17 protein-coding genes are annotated in these 17592 nt (G+C 72.2%); 5 read left to right on the top strand and 12 right to left on the bottom strand.

Translation table 11 applies throughout. The annotated features are described in order from the left end of the window. The first annotated feature begins 26 nt into the window (after nucleotides 1-26). Complete coding sequence (locus ACE3UN_RS16645) at nucleotides 27-659, top strand: glutathione S-transferase family protein (protein ID WP_374676101.1); 633 nt, start codon at nucleotides 27-29, stop codon at nucleotides 657-659. A 29-nt stretch (nucleotides 660-688) separates the two neighbouring features. On the opposite strand, the gene ACE3UN_RS16640 is transcribed toward ACE3UN_RS16645, so the two are convergent. The 5 genes from ACE3UN_RS16640 to ACE3UN_RS16620 form a co-directional block, all read right to left on the bottom strand. Beyond that, on the bottom strand, nucleotides 689-1327 hold the full coding sequence (locus ACE3UN_RS16640; RefSeq protein WP_374676100.1) for a hemerythrin domain-containing protein: 639 nt from the start codon (nucleotides 1325-1327) through the stop codon (nucleotides 689-691). Nucleotides 1328-1467: 140 nt separating this feature from the next. Then, the gene (gene tgt, locus ACE3UN_RS16635) at nucleotides 1468-2616 is read right to left on the bottom strand and encodes a tRNA guanosine(34) transglycosylase Tgt (RefSeq protein WP_374676099.1); all 1149 of its coding nucleotides are present in this window, start codon (nucleotides 2614-2616) and stop codon (nucleotides 1468-1470) included. A gap of 47 nt (nucleotides 2617-2663) precedes the next feature. Then, the gene (locus ACE3UN_RS16630) at nucleotides 2664-3074 is read right to left on the bottom strand and encodes a c-type cytochrome (RefSeq protein WP_374676098.1); all 411 of its coding nucleotides are present in this window, start codon (nucleotides 3072-3074) and stop codon (nucleotides 2664-2666) included. An 11-nt stretch (nucleotides 3075-3085) separates the two neighbouring features. Next, nucleotides 3086-4204 (bottom strand): tRNA preQ1(34) S-adenosylmethionine ribosyltransferase-isomerase QueA, encoded by a 1119-nt coding sequence (queA, locus tag ACE3UN_RS16625; protein WP_374676097.1) that lies wholly within the window; start codon nucleotides 4202-4204, stop codon nucleotides 3086-3088. A gap of 126 nt (nucleotides 4205-4330) precedes the next feature. Beyond that, nucleotides 4331-4486: a hypothetical protein gene (locus ACE3UN_RS16620; RefSeq protein ID WP_374676096.1), complete on the bottom strand. Its 156-nt coding sequence runs from the start codon at nucleotides 4484-4486 to the stop codon at nucleotides 4331-4333. A 159-nt stretch (nucleotides 4487-4645) separates the two neighbouring features. On the opposite strand from ACE3UN_RS16620, the gene recG reads away from it, so the two are divergent. From recG to ACE3UN_RS16605, 3 genes are all read left to right on the top strand, one after another. Next, nucleotides 4646-6829 carry an ATP-dependent DNA helicase RecG gene (gene recG / locus ACE3UN_RS16615; RefSeq protein WP_374676095.1) on the top strand — a complete coding sequence of 728 codons (2184 nt, stop codon included), beginning with the start codon at nucleotides 4646-4648 and terminating at the stop codon, nucleotides 6827-6829. A 39-nt stretch (nucleotides 6830-6868) separates the two neighbouring features. After that, complete coding sequence (locus ACE3UN_RS16610; RefSeq protein ID WP_374676094.1) at nucleotides 6869-7792, top strand: hydrogen peroxide-inducible genes activator; 924 nt, start codon at nucleotides 6869-6871, stop codon at nucleotides 7790-7792. Nucleotides 7793-7887: 95 nt separating this feature from the next. Further along, complete coding sequence (locus tag ACE3UN_RS16605) at nucleotides 7888-8409, top strand: Dps family protein (RefSeq protein WP_374676093.1); 522 nt, start codon at nucleotides 7888-7890, stop codon at nucleotides 8407-8409. A gap of 22 nt (nucleotides 8410-8431) precedes the next feature. On the opposite strand, the gene ACE3UN_RS16600 is transcribed toward ACE3UN_RS16605, so the two are convergent. Together ACE3UN_RS16600 and ACE3UN_RS16595 are read right to left on the bottom strand one after the other, a co-directional pair. Continuing rightward, nucleotides 8432-8920: a hypothetical protein gene (locus tag ACE3UN_RS16600; protein ID WP_374676092.1), complete on the bottom strand. Its 489-nt coding sequence runs from the start codon at nucleotides 8918-8920 to the stop codon at nucleotides 8432-8434. Nucleotides 8921-9011: 91 nt separating this feature from the next. After that, nucleotides 9012-9692, bottom strand: coding sequence for a hypothetical protein (locus ACE3UN_RS16595; protein WP_374676091.1), 681 nt, complete (start codon nucleotides 9690-9692; stop codon nucleotides 9012-9014). A gap of 260 nt (nucleotides 9693-9952) precedes the next feature. Between ACE3UN_RS16595 and ACE3UN_RS16590 the strand changes: the two genes are divergently transcribed. After that, the gene (locus ACE3UN_RS16590; protein ID WP_374676090.1) at nucleotides 9953-11602 is read left to right on the top strand and encodes a peptide chain release factor 3; all 1650 of its coding nucleotides are present in this window, start codon (nucleotides 9953-9955) and stop codon (nucleotides 11600-11602) included. 12 nt (nucleotides 11603-11614) lie between these two features. Here ACE3UN_RS16590 and ACE3UN_RS16585 read toward each other — a convergent pair whose 3' ends face one another. Genes ACE3UN_RS16585 through ACE3UN_RS16565 form a run of 5 tightly spaced genes read right to left on the bottom strand, consistent with a single transcriptional unit; the run spans nucleotide 11615 to nucleotide 17582 of the window. After that, nucleotides 11615-13768 carry a fused MFS/spermidine synthase gene (locus ACE3UN_RS16585; RefSeq protein WP_374676089.1) on the bottom strand — a complete coding sequence of 718 codons (2154 nt, stop codon included), beginning with the start codon at nucleotides 13766-13768 and terminating at the stop codon, nucleotides 11615-11617. 1 nt (nucleotide 13769) lies between these two features. Next, a complete protein-coding gene (locus tag ACE3UN_RS16580; protein WP_374676088.1) occupies nucleotides 13770-14123 on the bottom strand; it encodes a DUF192 domain-containing protein in 354 nt (117 codons plus the stop codon). Continuing rightward, nucleotides 14120-14986, bottom strand: a complete 867-nt coding sequence (locus tag ACE3UN_RS16575) for a type II secretion system F family protein (protein WP_374676087.1) — start codon at nucleotides 14984-14986, stop codon at nucleotides 14120-14122. Before ACE3UN_RS16575 ends, ACE3UN_RS16580 begins: the two co-directional genes overlap by 4 nt. A gap of 12 nt (nucleotides 14987-14998) precedes the next feature. Further along, nucleotides 14999-15841: a type II secretion system F family protein gene (locus tag ACE3UN_RS16570; protein ID WP_374676086.1), complete on the bottom strand. Its 843-nt coding sequence runs from the start codon at nucleotides 15839-15841 to the stop codon at nucleotides 14999-15001. Nucleotides 15842-15860: 19 nt separating this feature from the next. After that, complete coding sequence (locus ACE3UN_RS16565) at nucleotides 15861-17582, bottom strand: ATPase, T2SS/T4P/T4SS family (protein WP_374676085.1); 1722 nt, start codon at nucleotides 17580-17582, stop codon at nucleotides 15861-15863. Nucleotides 17583-17592 lie beyond the last annotated feature (10 nt).

Raw genomic sequence — 17592 nt, 5'->3', positions numbered from 1 at the left:
ATCCACCCTGCATCGAGGAACCCCCCATGTCCCACTCCCCCGCCATCGTCCTGTATTGGCACCCCCTGTCCAGCGCCACGCCCGTGGCCGCGGCCCTGGCCGAGCTGCGTGTGCCGCACGAGCGCGTGAAGGTCGACATCCGGGCGGGCGAGCAGCACCGGCCCGCCTACCTGGCCCTCAACCCCAACGGCAAGGTGCCCACGCTCACCGTGGACGGCGCGCCGATGTTCGAGGCCCTGGCCATCCAGCTGTGGCTGGCCGACACCTACGGCGTGGCGCAGGGCCTGTGGCCGGCCGCCGGCACGCCGCAGCGGCTGCAGGCCCTGTCCTGGTGCACCTGGGCCTATGTCACCTATGGCGCCGCCATCGTGCGCCTGCAAGTGGCCACGGTGGGCGACGAGGCGCTGCGCCATGCCGCCCACGCCGACGCGGCCCGCGCCGTGCTGGACGGGCTGCTGGGCCTGCTGGACGCGCGGCTGGCGGCGCAGCCCTGGATGCTGGGCGACACCTATTCCATGGCCGACCTGCTGGTGGCCTCGGTGGTCGGCTACAGCGCCTTCCTCGGCGCGCCGGTGGGAGGCCATGCGCACGTGCAGGCCTGGCTGGCCCGGGTGCAGGCCAGGCCGGCCATGCAGGTGGAGCAGGCGGCCGCGGCCTGAGGGCCGGACCCGCGGGCGGGCGGGCGCCGTCAGCCCTTGCCGGCCAGCACGCGCAGCATGCGGGCGTGGTCGCGCAGGTAGCGGCGCCCGAGCGTGAGTTTCTGCGTATCGCTCAGGATCTTGCCGGAGGCCTGGAAGAACTTGTGCTCCTCCTCGTCCAGGTGGTGGCGCACCTTGTGCGCGAGCGCCTTCACATGCGTCATCCACGCCTCGCCTTCCGGCGCGAGCGCCTGGATGTCCTCCACCATCTCGTCCATCTGGTGGTGCTCGTGCAGCGCGTGGCGCGACGGGTCCAGCCCGGTGTCGTGCATGAGCATGGGCACGTAGAGGAAACGCTCCTCGGCGGCCTCGTGCGCGGCCAGTTCCAGCCTGAGGCTCTTGAACACCGCCACGCGCTTGTCCGGCCGCGAGCCGGGGATGCGCACGATCTGCCGGCACAGGGCGCGCTGGATCTCGTGCGAGGCGCGCAGGGCGTCGTAGATGGACACGGGCGCCGCGGCGGCGGCAGCGCGGCGGTGCACCGGGGTCGCGATGCGCACCAGGTGGTCCTGCGCGGCCTGGGCCGACGCCGAGGCCCGTCCGTCGCTCAAGGCCCCGGCCGGCGTGGGCGGCGCGCCGGACGGTGTGGGCGGCGTGGCGCTGGCGGCGCGGGCAAGGCGGTCGATCATGGCGGGCATCCTCGGCAGGGCCGGCGGCGGTGCGCCCCGGCTCGGGCACCACTGTGGCCCGCCCCGCCCCAGGGGGCCATCGGCCCACGCCTCAGGGCGGCGTAGGCGGACGACGACACCGCGCCGCCGGACGCGACCGGTCAGACGCCGCGTGCGCGGTCGGCCGCGAAGCGCTGGCGGAACGCCGCGAACTGGCCGGCGTCGAGCGCGTCGCGCACTTCCTGCATGAGGTTCAGGTAGTAGTGCAGGTTGTGGATGGTGGCGAGCATGGGGGCCAGCATCTCGCCGCAGCGCTCCAGGTGGTGCAGGTAGGCGCGGCTGAAGCCGCCGCGCCCGTGGCCGTCGCCGGCGCAGGTGTAGCAGCGGCAGCTCTCGTCGATGGGGCGCTCGTCGCTCTTGTGGCGGGCGTTGCGGATCTTCAGGTCGCCATAACGCGTGAAGAGGTGGCCGTTGCGCGCATTGCGCGTGGGCATGACGCAGTCGAACATGTCCACTCCGCAGGCCACGCCCTCCACCAGGTCCTCGGGCGTGCCCACGCCCATGAGGTAGCGCGGCTTGTGCGCGGGCAGGCGGTGCGGCGTGTGCGCCATGATGCGCAGCATCTCTTCCTTGGGCTCGCCCACCGACACGCCGCCGATGGCGTAGCCCGGCAGGTCCAGCTCGACCAGCGCGTCCAGCGACTCCTGGCGCAGGTGCTCGAACATGCCACCCTGCACGATGCCGAACAGGGCGTTCGGGTTCTCCAGCCGCCGGAACTCGGCGATGCAGCGCGTCATCCAGCGGCGGCTCAGCTCCATGGAGAAGCGCGCCTCGGCCTCGGTGGTGAGGTGGCCCTTGGTCTCGTAGGGCGTGCACTCGTCGAACTGCATGACGATGTCGCTGTTGAGCACCGTCTGGATCTGCATGCTCACCTCGGGCGTGAGGAAGAGCTTGTCGCCGTTGACGGGCGAGGCGAACTTGACGCCCTCCTCGCTGATCTTGCGCATCTCGCCCAGGCTCCACACCTGGAAGCCGCCCGAATCGGTGAGGATGGGCTTGTGCCAGTTCTCGAAGCCGTGCAGGCCGCCGAAGTGGCGCATCACGTCCAGGCCCGGGCGCATCCACAGGTGGAAGGTGTTGCCCAGGATGATCTGCGCGCCCATGTCGTGCAGGGAACGCGGCAGCACGCCCTTGACGGTGCCGTAGGTGCCCACGGGCATGAAGATGGGCGTCTGCACCACGCCGTGGTTCAGCGTGAGGCGTCCGCGGCGCGCATGGCCGTCGGTGGCGAGAAGGTCGAACTGCAGCATCGGGTGGGGCGGGCGCGCGGGCGGCGCACCCGAAGGGCATGGTCAGGTCAGGGCCGGGGGCCGAGCGCGAGGATCCAGCGCACCAGGGCGCGGGCGTCCTCCGGGGACATGGCCGGCTGCTGCGCCGGCATGCTGGCGCCGCTGCGCTCGCCCTTCCAGTGGCTCAGGTGCGGGCGCGAGCCGCCCAGCACGGTGGCCACCAGGCGGTCTTCCACGCTGCGCTCGCCGGCGTACTTGAGCGAGACATCGCGCCACGCGGGGCCGAGCGGCGCCAGGCCGTCGCTGGCCTGGCCGCCGGGCTCGACCTGGTGGCAGGCGGTGCAGCCATGGCGCTCGGCCAGCGCCCACATCGCGGCGTCAGCCGGCTCGGCGGCCAGCGCCGACGCGGCAGGGCCGAAGGCGGCGCCCAGGGCCAGGGCAGCGGCCAGGGCGCGGGCAGGCAAGCGGGCAGCAGGCATGGCGCGAATGATCAGGCCACGCCGGGGGTGCGGTCCAGCAGCATCGCGTCGCCGTAGCTGAAGAAGCGGTAGCGGGCCTCGATGGCGTGGTGGTACAGCGCCATCACGTGGGCATGGCCGGCGAAGGCGCTCACCAGCATCATCAGCGTGCTCTTGGGCAGGTGGAAATTGGTGACCAGCGTGTCCACCACCTGGAAACGGAAGCCCGGCGTGATGAACAGGTCGGTCTCGCCACGCTGCGGGGCGGTGAGGCCCTCGCCCGCGCAGCGCAGGGCGGCGGATTCCAGCGCGCGCAGGCTGGTGGTGCCGGCGGCCACCACGCGGCGGCCGGCCCCGCGGGTGGCCGCCACGGCCTGCACGGTGGCCTCGGGCACGTCGAACCACTCGCAGTGCATGCGGTGCTCGTCCAGGCGCTCGCTGCGCACGGGCTGGAAGGTGCCGGCGCCCACATGCAGCGTGACGCGCGCGGTGCGCACGCCGCGCTCCGCCAGGGCCGCCAGCACGGGCTCGTCGAAATGCAGCGAGGCGGTGGGCGCGGCCACCGCACCGGGGCGCGCAGCGAACACGGTCTGGTAGCGGCGCTCGTCCTCCGCCTCGTCGGCGTGCGTGATGTAGGGCGGCAGCGGCACGTGGCCGTGCGCCTGCAGCAGCGCCAGGGGGTCGGCCGGGAAACGCAGGCGGAACAGCGAGTCGTCCGGGCCGGCACGCCCCAGCACCTGGGCGTCGAAGCCGGCTTCGCCCGAGCCGGCGCCGCCACGCGAGAAGCGCACGGTGCTGCCCGGGCGGGGCGACTTGCTCGCCCGCAGGTGGGCCAGCACCTGGTGCGGCGGCTCGCCCGGGGCATCGGGCACGATGCGCTCGACCAGCGCCTCCACGGCACCGCCGGTGGGCTTTTCGCCCAGCAGGCGCGCCTTGATCACCTGGGTGTCGTTGAAGACCAGCAGGTCGCCCGGGCCGAGCAGGCCGGGCAGCTCGCGGAACACGCGGTCCACGGGGCGCGGGCCGCGGCCATCCAGCAGGCGCGACGCACTGCGTTCGGCGCTGGGGTGCTGGGCGATGAGCTCCGGCGGCAGCGCGAAATCGAAATCGGCGAGGGTGTACGGGGTGTCGGCAGGGCGAGGATGGGGCATGGCTTGCAGGCTGGACCGGCCTCCAAGTGGGCGAAGGCGGATTGTTCCATGGGCCTGGGCGGCCCCGGGCGCGTGGGCCTTTCGGCCTGTGCTGCGCTCGGCCCTGGCGCGCGCGCCGCCCCCGGGTCAGGGCGCGGGAGACGCCGGCGTGGCGGCGGGCGGTGCGCCGGCGCTGACGGCCTGCTGGGCGCGGGTGTCCGAGCGGTCCCAGGCCCAAGCAAATGCCACACCGAGGCCCAGCACGGTGGCGATCAGGACAAGCAGGCGAAGGGCGATACGCATGGCGGCAGCGGCGACGGGCAAGGACGAGGTGGCAGGGCGGGCGCGATTGTCCCCGCATTTCGTCCACCCGCCCGGGCCCTGAACCCGCCAACTGCAAGCATCGGTCACGGTCCGTGCCGCGGCCACCACCGCGCGCAGGACGGCCGACAATGCCTCGCCATGCCGCCCGCCGCCGCGCCGGACACCGCCACCGCCCCCGCCGCCCCCGCCGCCCCCGCCGCACCCGCCGCATCGTCCGCGCCGGCCCGGGCACGCCTGTCCGGCCCCGCCCGGGCGCTGGAGGCCATGGGCCTGACCAGCCCGCTCGCCCTGGCGCTGCACCTGCCGCTGCGCTACGAGGACGAGACCCGGCTCACCCCGCTGGCCGAGGCGCGCCCCGGCCAGACGGTGCAGGTGGAGGCCGAGGTGGTGGACGCGCAGGTGCAGTTCCGCCCGCGCCGGCAGCTGGTGGTGCGCCTGGCAGGCGACGATGGCGAGCCGCTGGTGCTGCGCTTCCTGCACTTCTACCCCTCGCACCAGAAAGCCCTGCAGCCCGGCACGCGGGTGCGCGTGCGCGGCGAGCTGCGCGGCGGCTTCTTCGGCCTGGAGATGGTGCACCCGCACTTCAAGGCGCTGCCCCCGGAAGGCGCCCCCCTGGCCAGCGCGCTGACGCCGGTGTACCCGGCCGCCGCCGGCCTGCCGCAGGCCTACCTGCGCAAGGCGGTGGCCGCCGGCCTGGCCCGGGCCGACCTGGCCGAGGTGCTGCCGCCCGGCACCGTGCCGGCCGGCCTGCCGGCCCTGCGGGCCGCGCTGCAGACCCTGCACCACCCGCCCGCCGACGCGCCCCAGGCCGCGCTGCAGGACCACAGCCACCCGGCCTGGCAGCGGCTGAAGTTCGAGGAGCTGCTGGCCCAGCAGCTGGCGCAGGCGCAGTCGCGCCAGGAGCGGGCGCGCCACCGCGCCCCGGTGCTGAGCGCCCGGCGCGGCGGCCTGCACGAGCGCCTGCTGGCCGCCCTGCCCTTTGCGCTCACCGGCGCACAGCGCCGCGTGGCGGAGGAGATCGCGGCCGACCTGGCCGCGGGCCGCCCCATGCACCGGCTGCTGCAGGGCGACGTGGGCGCCGGCAAGACGGTGGTGGCCGCGCTCGCGGCGGCGGTGGCCATCGATGCCGGCTGGCAATGTGCGCTGATGGCGCCCACGGAGATTCTGGCCGAACAGCATTTCGCCAAGCTGCTGCAGTGGCTGCAGCCGCTGGGCGTGCAGGTGGCGTGGCTCACGGGCAGCCAGCGCGGCAAGGCGCGCGCGCAGGCGGTGGCCGCCGTGGCGGCCGGCCAGGCGCAGCTGGTCGTGGGCACGCACGCGGTGATCCAGCAGGACGTGCACTTCGCCCGGCTGGGGCTGGCGGTGGTGGACGAGCAGCACCGGTTCGGTGTCGCCCAGCGCCTGGCGCTGCGCCGCAAGCTGGCCGCCGCGCCCGCGCCCCGCGGCGCCACGGTGGAGCCGCACCTGCTGATGATGAGCGCCACGCCCATCCCGCGCACCCTGGCGATGACCTACTTCGCCGACCTGGAGGTGTCCACCATCGACGAGCTGCCCCCGGGCCGCACGCCCATCGTCACCAAGCTCATCGCCGACCAGCGCCGCGCCGAGCTCATCGCCCGCATCGCCGACGCGGTGGCCGACGGCCAGCAGGTGTACTGGGTGTGCCCGCTGGTGGAGGCGGTGGAGGACACGCCCGAGGGCGGCCCCGGTGCCGCGGCGCGCGGCAAGCCGCTCGCCGAGCTGCGCAACGCCACCGAGACCCATGCCGAGCTGGCCGCGGCCCTGCCGGGCCATGGCGTGGGCCTCATCCACGGCCGGCTCAAGGCGGCCGAGAAGGCGGCGGTGATGGCCCGCTTCAAGGCCGGCGAGCTGGCCGTGCTGGTGGCCACCACCGTGATCGAGGTGGGCGTGGACGTGCCCAACGCCAGCCTGATGGTGGTGGAGCACGCCGAGCGCTTCGGCCTGGCCCAGCTGCACCAGCTGCGTGGCCGGGTGGGCCGGGGCGAGCGCGCCAGCGTGTGCGTGCTGATGTACTCCACGCCCCTGTCGGACACCGGCAAGCAGCGCCTGCGTGCCATGGCCGAGACGACCGACGGCTTCGAGATCGCCCGGCGCGACCTGGAGATCCGCGGCCCGGGGGAATTCATGGGCGCCCGCCAGTCCGGCGATGCCCTGCTGCGCTTCGCCGACCTGGCGGAGGACGCCCCGCTGCTCGCCGCTGCTCGCACAGCCGCGGCGCGCCTGCTGGCCGAGCACCCCGCCGCCGCCCAGGCCCAGGTGCGCCGCTGGCTGGGGCGGCAGGTGGACTACCTCAAGGCCTGAGCCACGCGCGGCCCCCGCCGGGCAGCGCACAATGGCGCCATGACGCTCACCGAGCTGCGCTACATCGTCGCCGTCGCGCGCGAGCGGCATTTCGGCCGTGCCGCCGAGGCCTGCTTCGTCTCCCAGCCCACCTTGTCGGTGGCCATCAAGAAGCTGGAAGAGGAGCTGGACTGCAAGATCTTCGAGCGCGGCAGCAACGAGGTCTCCATGACGCCGCTGGGCGAGGCCATCGTGCGGCAGGCGCAGCAGGTGATCGAGCAGGCGCAGTCCATCAAGGAGATCGCCAAGCGCGGCAAGGACCCGCTGGCCGGCCCGCTGCGCCTGGGCATCATCTACACGATCGGCCCCTACCTGCTGCCCGAGCTGGTGCGCCACGCCATCGACCGCACGCCGCAGATGCCGCTGATCCTGCAGGAGAACTTCACGGTCAAGCTGCTGGACATGCTGCGCAACGGCGACCTCGACTGCGCCATCATGGCCGAGCCCTTCCCCGAGACCGGCCTGGCCATCGCGCCGCTGTACGACGAGCCCTTCATGGCCGCCGTGCCGCGCACCCACCCCCTGGCGCGCCAGGAGCGTGTGACGGCCGAGGAGCTCAAGCGCGAGACCATGCTGCTGCTGGGCACGGGCCACTGCTTCCGCGACCATGTGCTGGAGGTCTGCCCCGAGTTCGCGCGCTTTTCCAGCGACGCCGAGGGCATCAAGAAGAGCTTCGAGGGCTCGTCGCTGGAGACCATCAAGCACATGGTGGCCTCGGGCATGGGCGTCACCGTGGTGCCGGCGCTGTCGGTGCCGAGCGAGCCGCAGGCCCACGTGGCCTTCATCCCCTTCGCCGAGCCGGCGCCCACCCGCCGCGTGGTGCTGGCCTGGCGCAAGACCTTTCCCCGCTACGAGGCGATCGCGGCGCTGCGCAATGCGGTGTATGCCTGCCAGCTGCCGAGCGTGAAGCGCTTGAGTGAGTAGGGCGGCGGCGGGCTATCGCAACGATGCAGCCTATGCATTGGCCCTCTGCCGGCCGGCCACCTAAGATGGGGCCTCAGCCCGCACAGGAGCATGTCATGGCCAAGAAATCGAACAGCGGCGGCACGGCCGCCTCGCGCGCCCCCCTCGCCATCAACATCGGCATCAGCGACAAGGACCGCGGCGCGATCGCCGGGGGCCTGTCGCGCCTGCTGGCCGATACCTACACGCTGTACCTGACCACCCACAACTTCCACTGGAACGTGTCGGGGCCCATGTTCAACTCGCTGCACGCGATGTTCATGGCCCAGTACACCGAGCTGTGGAACGCCGTGGACCCGATCGCCGAGCGCATCCGCTCGCTGGGCCACGTGGCACCCGGCAGCTACGCGCAGTTCGGCGAGCTCAGCTCGCTGAAGGACGCGCCCGCCACGCCGCCCAAGGCGATGGACATGGTGCGCATCCTGGTGGAAGGCCACGAGGCCGTGGCGCGCACGGCACGTGGCATCTTCCCGCTGGCCGACAAGGCCGGCGACGAACCCACCGCCGACCTGCTCACGCAGCGCCTGACGGTGCACGAGCAGACCGCCTGGATGCTGCGCAGCCTGCTGGAGGAGTGAGGCGCAGCGAGGCGACGCGGCCTCAGCGCCGCCCGCGCCGCAGCACGCTGAGCAGCAGCGCCGCGCTCAGGCCCGACGACGCCAGCGCCGGCTGCTGCGCCACCAGCTCGCCCACCTGGCGGAACACCTCGGGCGTGGTCTGCTGCAGGTAGGCCGACAGCTCCAGCACCTGCTCGGCGCTGATGCGGGCGGTGTCCTCCAGCGTGACCTGCAGCGAGTCCCACCCGTGGCGGTGACGCACCGCGGCGAAGGCGCCGCCGGCCACCGCCACCAGGCCCAGGGCGCCCACCGGGCGCAGCAGGCATTCCAGCAAGGGCGCACGCAGCCGCGCCGGCGCCTCGCGGTACACGCCCGCCACATACAGCGGCACCAGCGCGGCCTCCCCGTCGTCGGCCGCCGGCGGCACCCATCGGTCGTTCGATTCCATGCCCCGCATGCTCACGCTGCCCTCTGCGACGGCAGATGAACCGCGGGTGAAGAAGCGTTGCAGGCGGCGACCGAGGGCGAACATGCCGTCATCCGGCAAGGGCTGTGCCCGGCGCCCTGAGCGAGCGCCGTCAACGAGCGTCTTCAGCGAGCGCCCGGCGCACCCTCACCGGTTGTCACTCACCGACCAGCTGCACCGCGTCCACTTCCTTGTAGCCGCTGGCCACGTTGTTCGCGAAGGTGAGCCGCACGGCGCGGATCGGCTGCGCGCTGCGGGCGAAAGTGCGCACGAACCAGGTCCGTTCACCGCGGTCGTCCCGCTTGACGTCGCTGATGCCGCTCCACACGGTCTGCACGGCACCGGCCGTGTCGATGAGGTCCACCTTGGTGATGGCCTCGACCGCCTCCTGACTTTCGAAGACGGCCCGCACGGCCGTCGCGTGCACGGGCTTGTCGTAGCCCAGCTCGATCCAGTCCATGCCCACGTCCTGCCGGCCCTGGGACCAGGTGTTGCCATCCACGGTGCCGGTGGCGCGCCAGGCGCGCGAGTCCTTCGGGTCGGCCGGGGGCTCCTTCTCGTTGAAGGAGGAGCTCGCGCGTGCCGTGCTGGCCCATTGCGCCTGCGCATCGTTCAGGTAGCCGTCTTCCATCGTGGCGTAGTCGAGCTTGGCCTTCCTGGCCGCGGCCTCGCGCTCCTCGGGCGTGGGCTCGGCCGGTGGAGCCGGCGGCCTGCTGGGCTGGGCAGAGGGGGCCGCCGCCGGTGCGTCGGCCGGCGCGTCGTTGGGCGCCTTCTTGCAGCCGGCCAGAGCCAGCGCGCAGGCCAGGGCGAGGAAGGTCAGGCGAATCGAATGCGTCATGGGCAGTGCGGGCCGAGGGCCCTGGGGAAGCGGAACGGGTGCCGCGTCCTGCGGCGCGGGCAGCATAGCGGCGCCGGCCGCCGTGCCTACCCCGTGGCCGTGGGGGGCGCCGTGCGTGCGCACCCGCGCTGCCGCCCGCTCTGGCGCAGCCCCGATAATTGCGGCCTTCGAGCCCGCGCCGCGGGCCGCCCGCCTGCGCGGTGCCGCGCGGCGCCCGCCGCCCGGCGCGGCACCGCCTCCGTGCCGGCTGCAAGGACACCATGGCCTCCGACACCTCCACGCCCCTTTCGGGCCACGTGCGCCGCCGGCGCACGTTCGCCATCATTTCCCACCCCGACGCCGGCAAGACCACGCTGACGGAGAAGCTGCTGCTGTTCTCGGGCGCGATCCAGATCGCCGGCTCGGTGAAGGCGCGCAAGGCCAGCCGTCACGCCACCAGCGACTGGATGGAGATCGAGAAGCAGCGCGGCATCTCGGTGGCCTCGTCGGTGATGCAGATGGAGTACCGCGACTGCACCATCAACCTGCTGGACACCCCCGGCCACCAGGACTTCTCCGAGGACACCTACCGCGTGCTGACGGCGGTGGACGCGGCGCTGATGGTGATCGATGCGGCCAACGGCGTGGAGCCGCAGACGCGGCGCCTGCTGCAGGTCTGCCGCGCGCGCAACACGCCGATCCTCACCTTCGTGAACAAGATGGACCGCGAGGTGCAGGAGCCGCTGGCGCTGATGGACGAGATCGAGCGCGAGCTGGGCATGACGGTGGTGCCCTTCACCTGGCCGGTGGGCATGGCCAAGTTCTTCGGCGGCGTGCTCGACCTGCGTCGCGACCAGATGCGCGTGTTCGCGCCCGGCGAGGACCGCGTGGCCGGCACCGAGGAGATCATCGACGGCATCGCCAACCCGGTGCTGGGCGAGCGCTTCGGCGATGTGTACGCGCAGGCGGCCGGCGAGATCGAGCTGGTGCGCGAGGCCGCGCCGGCCTTCGACGAGGCCGAGTTCCTGGCCGGCCGGCAGACGCCCATGTTCTTCGGCTCCGCCGTGAACAACTTCGGCGTGCAGGAGGTGCTGGACGCCCTCGTCGAGCTGGCGCCTGCGCCCGGCCCGCGCGCGGCCATCCAGCGCAGCGTGGCGCCCGACGAGCCCAAGTTCAGCGGCGTGGTGTTCAAGATCCAGGCCAACATGGACCCGGCGCACCGCGACCGCATCGCCTTCGTGCGCGTGGCCTCGGGCAAGTTCGAGCGCGGCATGCGCATGAAGGTGGTGCGCTCCGGCAAGGAGCTGCGGCCCAACACGGTGGTCACCTTCATGAGCCAGAAGCGCGAGCTGCTGGACGAGGCCTACGCGGGCGACATCATCGGCATTCCTAACCACGGCGTGCTGCAGCTGGGCGACACGCTCAGCGAAGGCGAGGCGCTGCAGTACACCGGCCTGCCCTTTTTCGCGCCCGAGCTGTTCCGCGCGGTCGAGGTGGCCGACCCGCTGAAGACCAAGCAGCTCAAGGCCGGCCTCACCCAGCTGGGCGAGGAAGGCGCGATCCAGGTCTTCCGCCCGGTGATGGGCACGGTGCTGCTGCTGGGCGCCGTGGGCCAGCTGCAGTTCGAGGTGGTGGCCCACCGCCTGGAGCACGAATACGGCGTGAAGGCACGCATCACGCCGGCGCGCTACAACGTGGCCCGCTGGGTCACCTGCGAGACCGGCCAGGGCGCGGCCGCCGACGAGGCGGAGCTGAAGCGTTTCATCGACGGCAACAGCCACCGCATCGCCTACGACGCGGTGAACGCGCCGACGCTGCTGCTGGAATACGCCGCCGAGCTGCGCGCCATCGAAGGCAACTGGCCCAAGATCCGCTTCCACGCGCTGCGCGAGCACGCGGGGCTGGTGTTCCAGCAGCGGCTGGAGGGCTGAGGCCCTGCGGCCTCAGTGCAGCACCTTCACCAGGTTGTTCGACGCGTCCGTCCACAGCGTCAGGCCCGGGATGGGCGTGATGGGCTGCCGGCGCGCCTGCACCTGCGGATCGGCCAGGAACGCCGGGTCGTCGGTGACGATGACCCACACGGACGCGGTCTCCGGGTAGCGCGCGGGCGCACGCAGGTACACCGCCTGCAGGCCCGCGTCCGCGGCGAGCTGCTGCACCACCGGCTCCAGATCGAGGAACAGGTTGGACACGTGGAAGGCGATCAGGCCGTGCGGCTTGACGTGGCGGCGGTACACCGCCAGCGCCTCCTGGGTGATCAGGTGCACGGGAATGGAATCGCCCGAGAACGCGTCCACCACCAGCAGGTCGAAGGCCTGCGGGCGGCCCTGGTCGGCCTCGGCCTGCAGGTTCATGCGGGCGTCGCCCAGCACGACCTCGTGGCGCGCCGGGGACTCGCGCAGGTAGCTGAAGTCACGCTCGGCGATGGCCTGGCTGTGCGGGTTGATCTCGTAGAAGCGGAACTCGTCGCCGGGCTGCCCGTAAGCCGCGAGCGTGCCCACGCCCAGCCCGATCACGCCCACCGAGCGTGGCGCGCCCGCCAGGTGGTTCATTGCCAACGCCACGCCGCTGCCCGCACCGTAGTAGGTGGTGGGCGTGCGGCGGCGCGCCGGGTCGTCGCTGACGATCTGGGTGCCGTGCACGATGGAGCCGTTGTACAGCGCACGCACCGTGTCGCCGTGGTCGTTGGTGTACTGGGCCACGCGCGAGGCGGCGTAGAAGTTGCGCATCATGGCCAGCGTGTCCTGGGCCTGGCGCTGGTGGAACACCCACGCCATCAGCACCGTGAGCACGGTGGCCATGACGGCAAAGGCCAGCACGCCGAGAGCCGCCAGGTTGGCGGTGAAATAGTCCTTCAGCAGCACCAGCATCAGCACCGCCACGGCCACCAGCAGCAGCGGCAGCTCGTAGTAGTGGTCCAGCAGCAGCGGCGCCAATGCGCTGACCAGCAGCCCGCCGACCGCGCCGCCCGCGCTCAGGCCCAGGTAGAACCGCGTCAGGTGGCGCGGCGCGGGCTTGCGCATCGCCAGCTCGCCATGCAGGAACATGCAGCAGATGAAGAAGGCGATCGAGAACGCCGGCACCGCCAGCGTGATGTCCACTTCCCGCGAGTGCACGTTCATGCCCCAGGCCAGCACCACCAGCGACAGGATCAGCGGGCCGGTGAACACGCTGCGCCGGTAGGCGCCGCGGCCCTCGAAGCACAGCACGAAGCTCAGCAGGTACAGCGACAGCGGCAGCAGCCACAGCAGCGGCACGGCCGCCACGTTCTGCGTCATGTGCTGCGTGATGGCCAGCAGCAGCGCCGAGCCCAGGCCCGACAGCAGCCACCACAAGGCCTGCTCTCCCACGCGGGGAGCGCGGGCGCTGCGGTCACCCGCCGCCGCCGCGGGCGGCGCGGCACCGGCCGGGGCGCCCCCCACCGTTGGCACCGGCGCGGCGCGTCGGCTGGCCCAGGCGCAGCCGGCGCACAGCACGGCGAACACCACGAAGCCCACGCTCCACGCCCGCGACTGCTGCAGGCTGCTGCTGTACGGCTCGATGAGGAACGGGTAGGCCAGCAGCCCGGCCAGCGAGGCCAGGTTAGACAGCGCAAAGAGCCGGTAGACCCGGCTGCCCGGGAACAGCCGGGCGTACCAGGCCTGCAACAGCGGCCCGGTGGTCGACAGGCAGAAGTACGGCAGCCCCACCGTGGCGGCCAGCAGCAGCACCAGGTCGCCGATCGGTGGCCGCGCCGGGTCCGGCTTCAACGCCTCGCCGGGCGTGATGGGCAGCGTCGCCACGGCCAGCACGAGCAGCAGCACATGCAGCGCGGCGTGCCGCGGCGGTGACAGCCGACGCGTCGCCCCGTCCGAGTAGCCATAACCGGCCAGCAGCACCAGCTGGAAGAACATCAGGCAGGTGGTCCACACCCCGGACGTGCCGCCGAACCAGGGCATCACCTGCTTGGCGATGATGGGCTGCACCAGGAACAGCAGGAAGGCCGAGGTGAAGATGCAGCCGACAAAAAGCAGGCGCACCGACCAGCCCGCGGCCGCCGCAGCGCCCACCGGGTCCGTGCGGAATCCGCGGCGGGCCTGCCACTGAAGTTCACTCATGTCAGGTATCCAGTGCCAGGCGTCGGCCCGGCGTGAGGTGCAACCGGGCCGCCAACCCGGCACGCAGCTCCAGCGTGGCATGGGCACGCCGGCAGCCAGCCGCACGCCACGGGCGCAGCCCGGGCACGACGCGCTGCACGGCACCGTCCCGGGCGAGGAACAGCACGTCGATCGGGTAGCGCATGCCGAAGGTGTGCACGGAGTTGCACGGTGCGATCCACAGGCCGCTGGGGTCGTCGAGCCGGGGGGTGGCGAGCAGGCCGACGGCGCGCGTCCACCAGCGCAGGGCGGTGCGCACGCGCACGCCGCTGGGCCGCCCGTCGATGTGCAGTTCCAGCGCGGCGGGCGCGCTCATATGCCGGAGGTCAGGAACTTCACCACGATGGGGAAGCCGATGACGATGAAGGTGCAGGGGAAGATGAACATGATGAGCGGGCCCAGCATCTTCACCGGGGCTTCCATGGCCAGCTTCTCGGCGCGCTGGAAGCGCTCGGTTCGGCGCTGGTCGCTCTGGGCGCGCAGGATGGGGCCGAGGCTGGAGCCCATGAGCTCACCTTGCACGAGCGCGCTGACCAGGCTGGAGACGGGCGCGTAGTCGAGCCGCTCGGCCAGGTCGCGCAGCGCGTCGATGCGTGGCTTGCCGGCCCGCACGTCGCGCAGCACGCGGTTGATCTCGGTCATCAGCGGGCTGGGCTTGCACTTGTCCACCGCCTTCTGCAGTGCGCCGGTGAGGTTCAGCCCGGCCTCGATGGACAGGGTGACGATGTCCAGGAAGAACGGCAGCGCCTTGAGGATGGCGAGGTTGCGCCGTTTGGTGTGGTCGCTCAGCCAGATGTCGGGGTAGACGAAGCCGAACAGGCCGCCGAGCACGGCACCGAGCAGGTGGTTGCCCTCGGCGGCCACCGACACGCCGACCAGCGCCCCCAATGCGAGCCCGGCGATCTTGCCGCCGAAGAACTGGTGCGGTGTCAGCGCGTACTCCTGGCCCGCCTTGCGAAGGCGGGCCAGGAGGGCCGCTTCGCGCTCGCCACGCAGCAGGAAGCCGAAGGTGTTGGCAAAGATGTTCACCGCCGGCCACAGCCAGCGGAAGCCCGACGGCGGGCGGTCCCGGTAGGTGGTTTCCGCGCCGCCCAGCTCCACCACCAGGCGCCAGACGGCGAACGCCGCCACCGCCAGGGCCAGGCCCAGGAGCAGCGCGATGGTCAGGGTGTCATGCATGGCAGGCGGCCCTCAGACGTCGATCGTGACGATCTTCTTGATGAAGAAGCCGCCGAGCAGCAGCAGCACGAAGATGGCGGCCATGACGCCCCAGCCGTACAGGGTGGTGAACAGCGGCAGCATCGCCTCGGGCTCCATCACGTACAGGATGCCGGCCAGGAAGATGGGCAGTGCGCCGACGATCAGCCCCTGCAGCTTGCCCTGCGAGGTGAGCGCGCGGATCTTTCCCTCCATGGCGGCCTTGGCGCGCAAGGTGCTGGACAGGCGGTCGAGGATCTCGGACAGGTTGCCCCCCACCTCCTTGGCGATGCTCATGGCGGAGACGAACAGGTCGATCTCCTCCACCTTGAGGCGCTGCGCCATGCCACGCAGCGAATCCTCCAGCGCCAGGCCCAGGCGCTGCTCACGCAGCAGCATGGAGAACTCCTGCGACACCGGCGCCGGGTTCTCCTTGACCACCATGTCCAGCGCCTGCTGCAGGCTGGCGCCGGCGCGCAGGGAGCCCGCCATCATGGTGAGTGCGTCGGGCAGCTGCAGCGCCAGCTTGCGAATGCGCCGGGTGCGCATGGTCACCCAGGCGGCCCGCGGGAACACCGCGCCGGCGATGGCCGCCACCGCCGCCAGGAAGGGCGAGCCGGTCACCAGCCACACGCCCAGCGGCAGCAGCAGGAACAGCGCGACGTTGGCGTGGAACAGCGCCCGCGGGTCCACGAACAGGAACATGTCCTCCAGCGACACGCGCGCGTTCTCGGTGAACATCTCGCGCCAGCGCTGGTAGGCAGCGCGCAGCGTCCACAGCGCCGCGAGCACGGCGCCGAACACCATCAGGGCGACGAGCAGCAGCTCGGCGCTCACGGCAGCAGCCTCCGCGCGCTCATGCCCGCCGCTCCCGGCTCTCGGGCGGTGTGCCCATGCCGTCGTGGAAGATGTCCAGGCCCAGCGGCACGCCGATGCGCGCCAGCTCGTCGTAGAACTCCGGCACGAAGCCGCGGCCGGTGAAGTGGCCCTGGGTCTTGCCGGCGGCATTGATGCCGGTCTGCACGAAGGCGAACACCTCCTGCAGCTGGATCTTGCCGCTCTCCACGCCCGTCACTTCGACGATGCTGGTGATCTTGCGGGTGCCGCAGGCGAAGCGCGTCTGCTGCACGATGATGTCCACCGCCGAGGCCACCTGCTCGCGGATGGCGGTGACGGGCAGGTCCATCCCGGCCATCAGCACCATCACCTCCAGCCGCGCCAGCATGTCGCGCGGGCTGTTGGCGTGCGCGGTGGTCAGCGAGCCATCGTGGCCGGTGTTCATGGCCTGCAGCATGTCCAGTGCCTCGCCGCCGCGGCACTCGCCCACCACCACGCGGTCCGGGCGCATGCGCAGCGAGTTCTTGACGAGGTCGCGGATGGACACATGGCCCTTGCCCTCGATGTTGGCGGGCCGGGCTTCGAGCGAGACGATGTTCGAGTGGTGCAGCTGCAGCTCGGCGGCGTCCTCGATGGTGACGATGCGCTCGCCGTTGGGGATGAAGTTCGACAGGATGTTCAGCAGCGTGGTCTTGCCGGAACCGGTACCGCCGGAGATCAGCATGTTCTTGCGCTGCTCCACGCACACGCGCAGGAACTCGATCATCGCGGGGCTGGCCGAGCCGTACTTGAGCAGGTCGTCGGCGCCGAGCTTGCGCTTGCTGAACTTCCGGATGGTGATCGACGGCCCCTTCAGCGCCAGCGGCGGGATCACGGCGTTCACCCGCGAGCCGTCCTTCAGCCGGGCGTCCACCATCGGCGAGCTCTCGTCGATGCGGCGCCCGATGGGCGCCACGATGCGCTCGATGATGCCCTGCACCGCCCGGTCGCTGGTGAACACCGCGGGCCAGCGCTGCAGCTGGCCCGCTCGCTCGACGAACACCTCGTCGTGGCGGTTGACCATGATTTCGGTGATGGTCGGGTCGGCCAGCAGCGGCTCCAGCGGGCCGAGGCCGATCGCCTCGTCGCGCACCTCCTCCAGCAGCCGCTGCCGGTCCACGTCCGGCGGCAGCTCGTCGCCCAGGCGCTGGATCTGGTCGCGGATCAGGCGCTCGGTGAGCTCACGCAGGTCGGTGTCGGCCATGCGGTGCGTGTCGGTGCGCCGCACGTCGAAGGCCTCCAGCAGGCGGTCGTGCAGCAGCTTGCGCACCCGGTAGTGCGCCTCGCTGGCTGCGGTGGGCGCCTCCAGGGGCTGTGGCGCATCCGGGGCGGGCGGGGCCGCGGGCCGGGGCGCGGCAGCGGCGGCAGCGGCCGGGTCGGGCGCAGCCGGCGCGCCGTGGTCGCCCGGCCGGTGCCACGCCACTTTCAGGGCGTGCGGGCCGATGCGGATTTCATCGCCGTCGGCCAGCGGATGCGCCTGCTCCAGCTTGCGGTCGTTCACCAGCGTGCCGAAGGTGGAGTCCAGGTCACGCACGAACACCTTGTCGTTGGAGACGAACACCTCGGCGTGGCGGCGTGAGACGCGCCAGCCCGACAGGGCGACCTCGCAGTCCACGTCCTTGCCGATGACACAACGGTGCGCATGGATGCGCATGGGCCGGGCCGCCTGGCCGTTGCCGTTGGAGATCTCGATGGTCAGCATGGAAGGGCCT

It is taken from the genome of Ideonella sp. (assembly GCF_041918995.1).
Classification (GTDB): Bacteria; Pseudomonadota; Gammaproteobacteria; order Burkholderiales; family Burkholderiaceae_C; genus Ideonella.
This window is presented reverse-complemented; position numbering and strand designations above follow the sequence as displayed.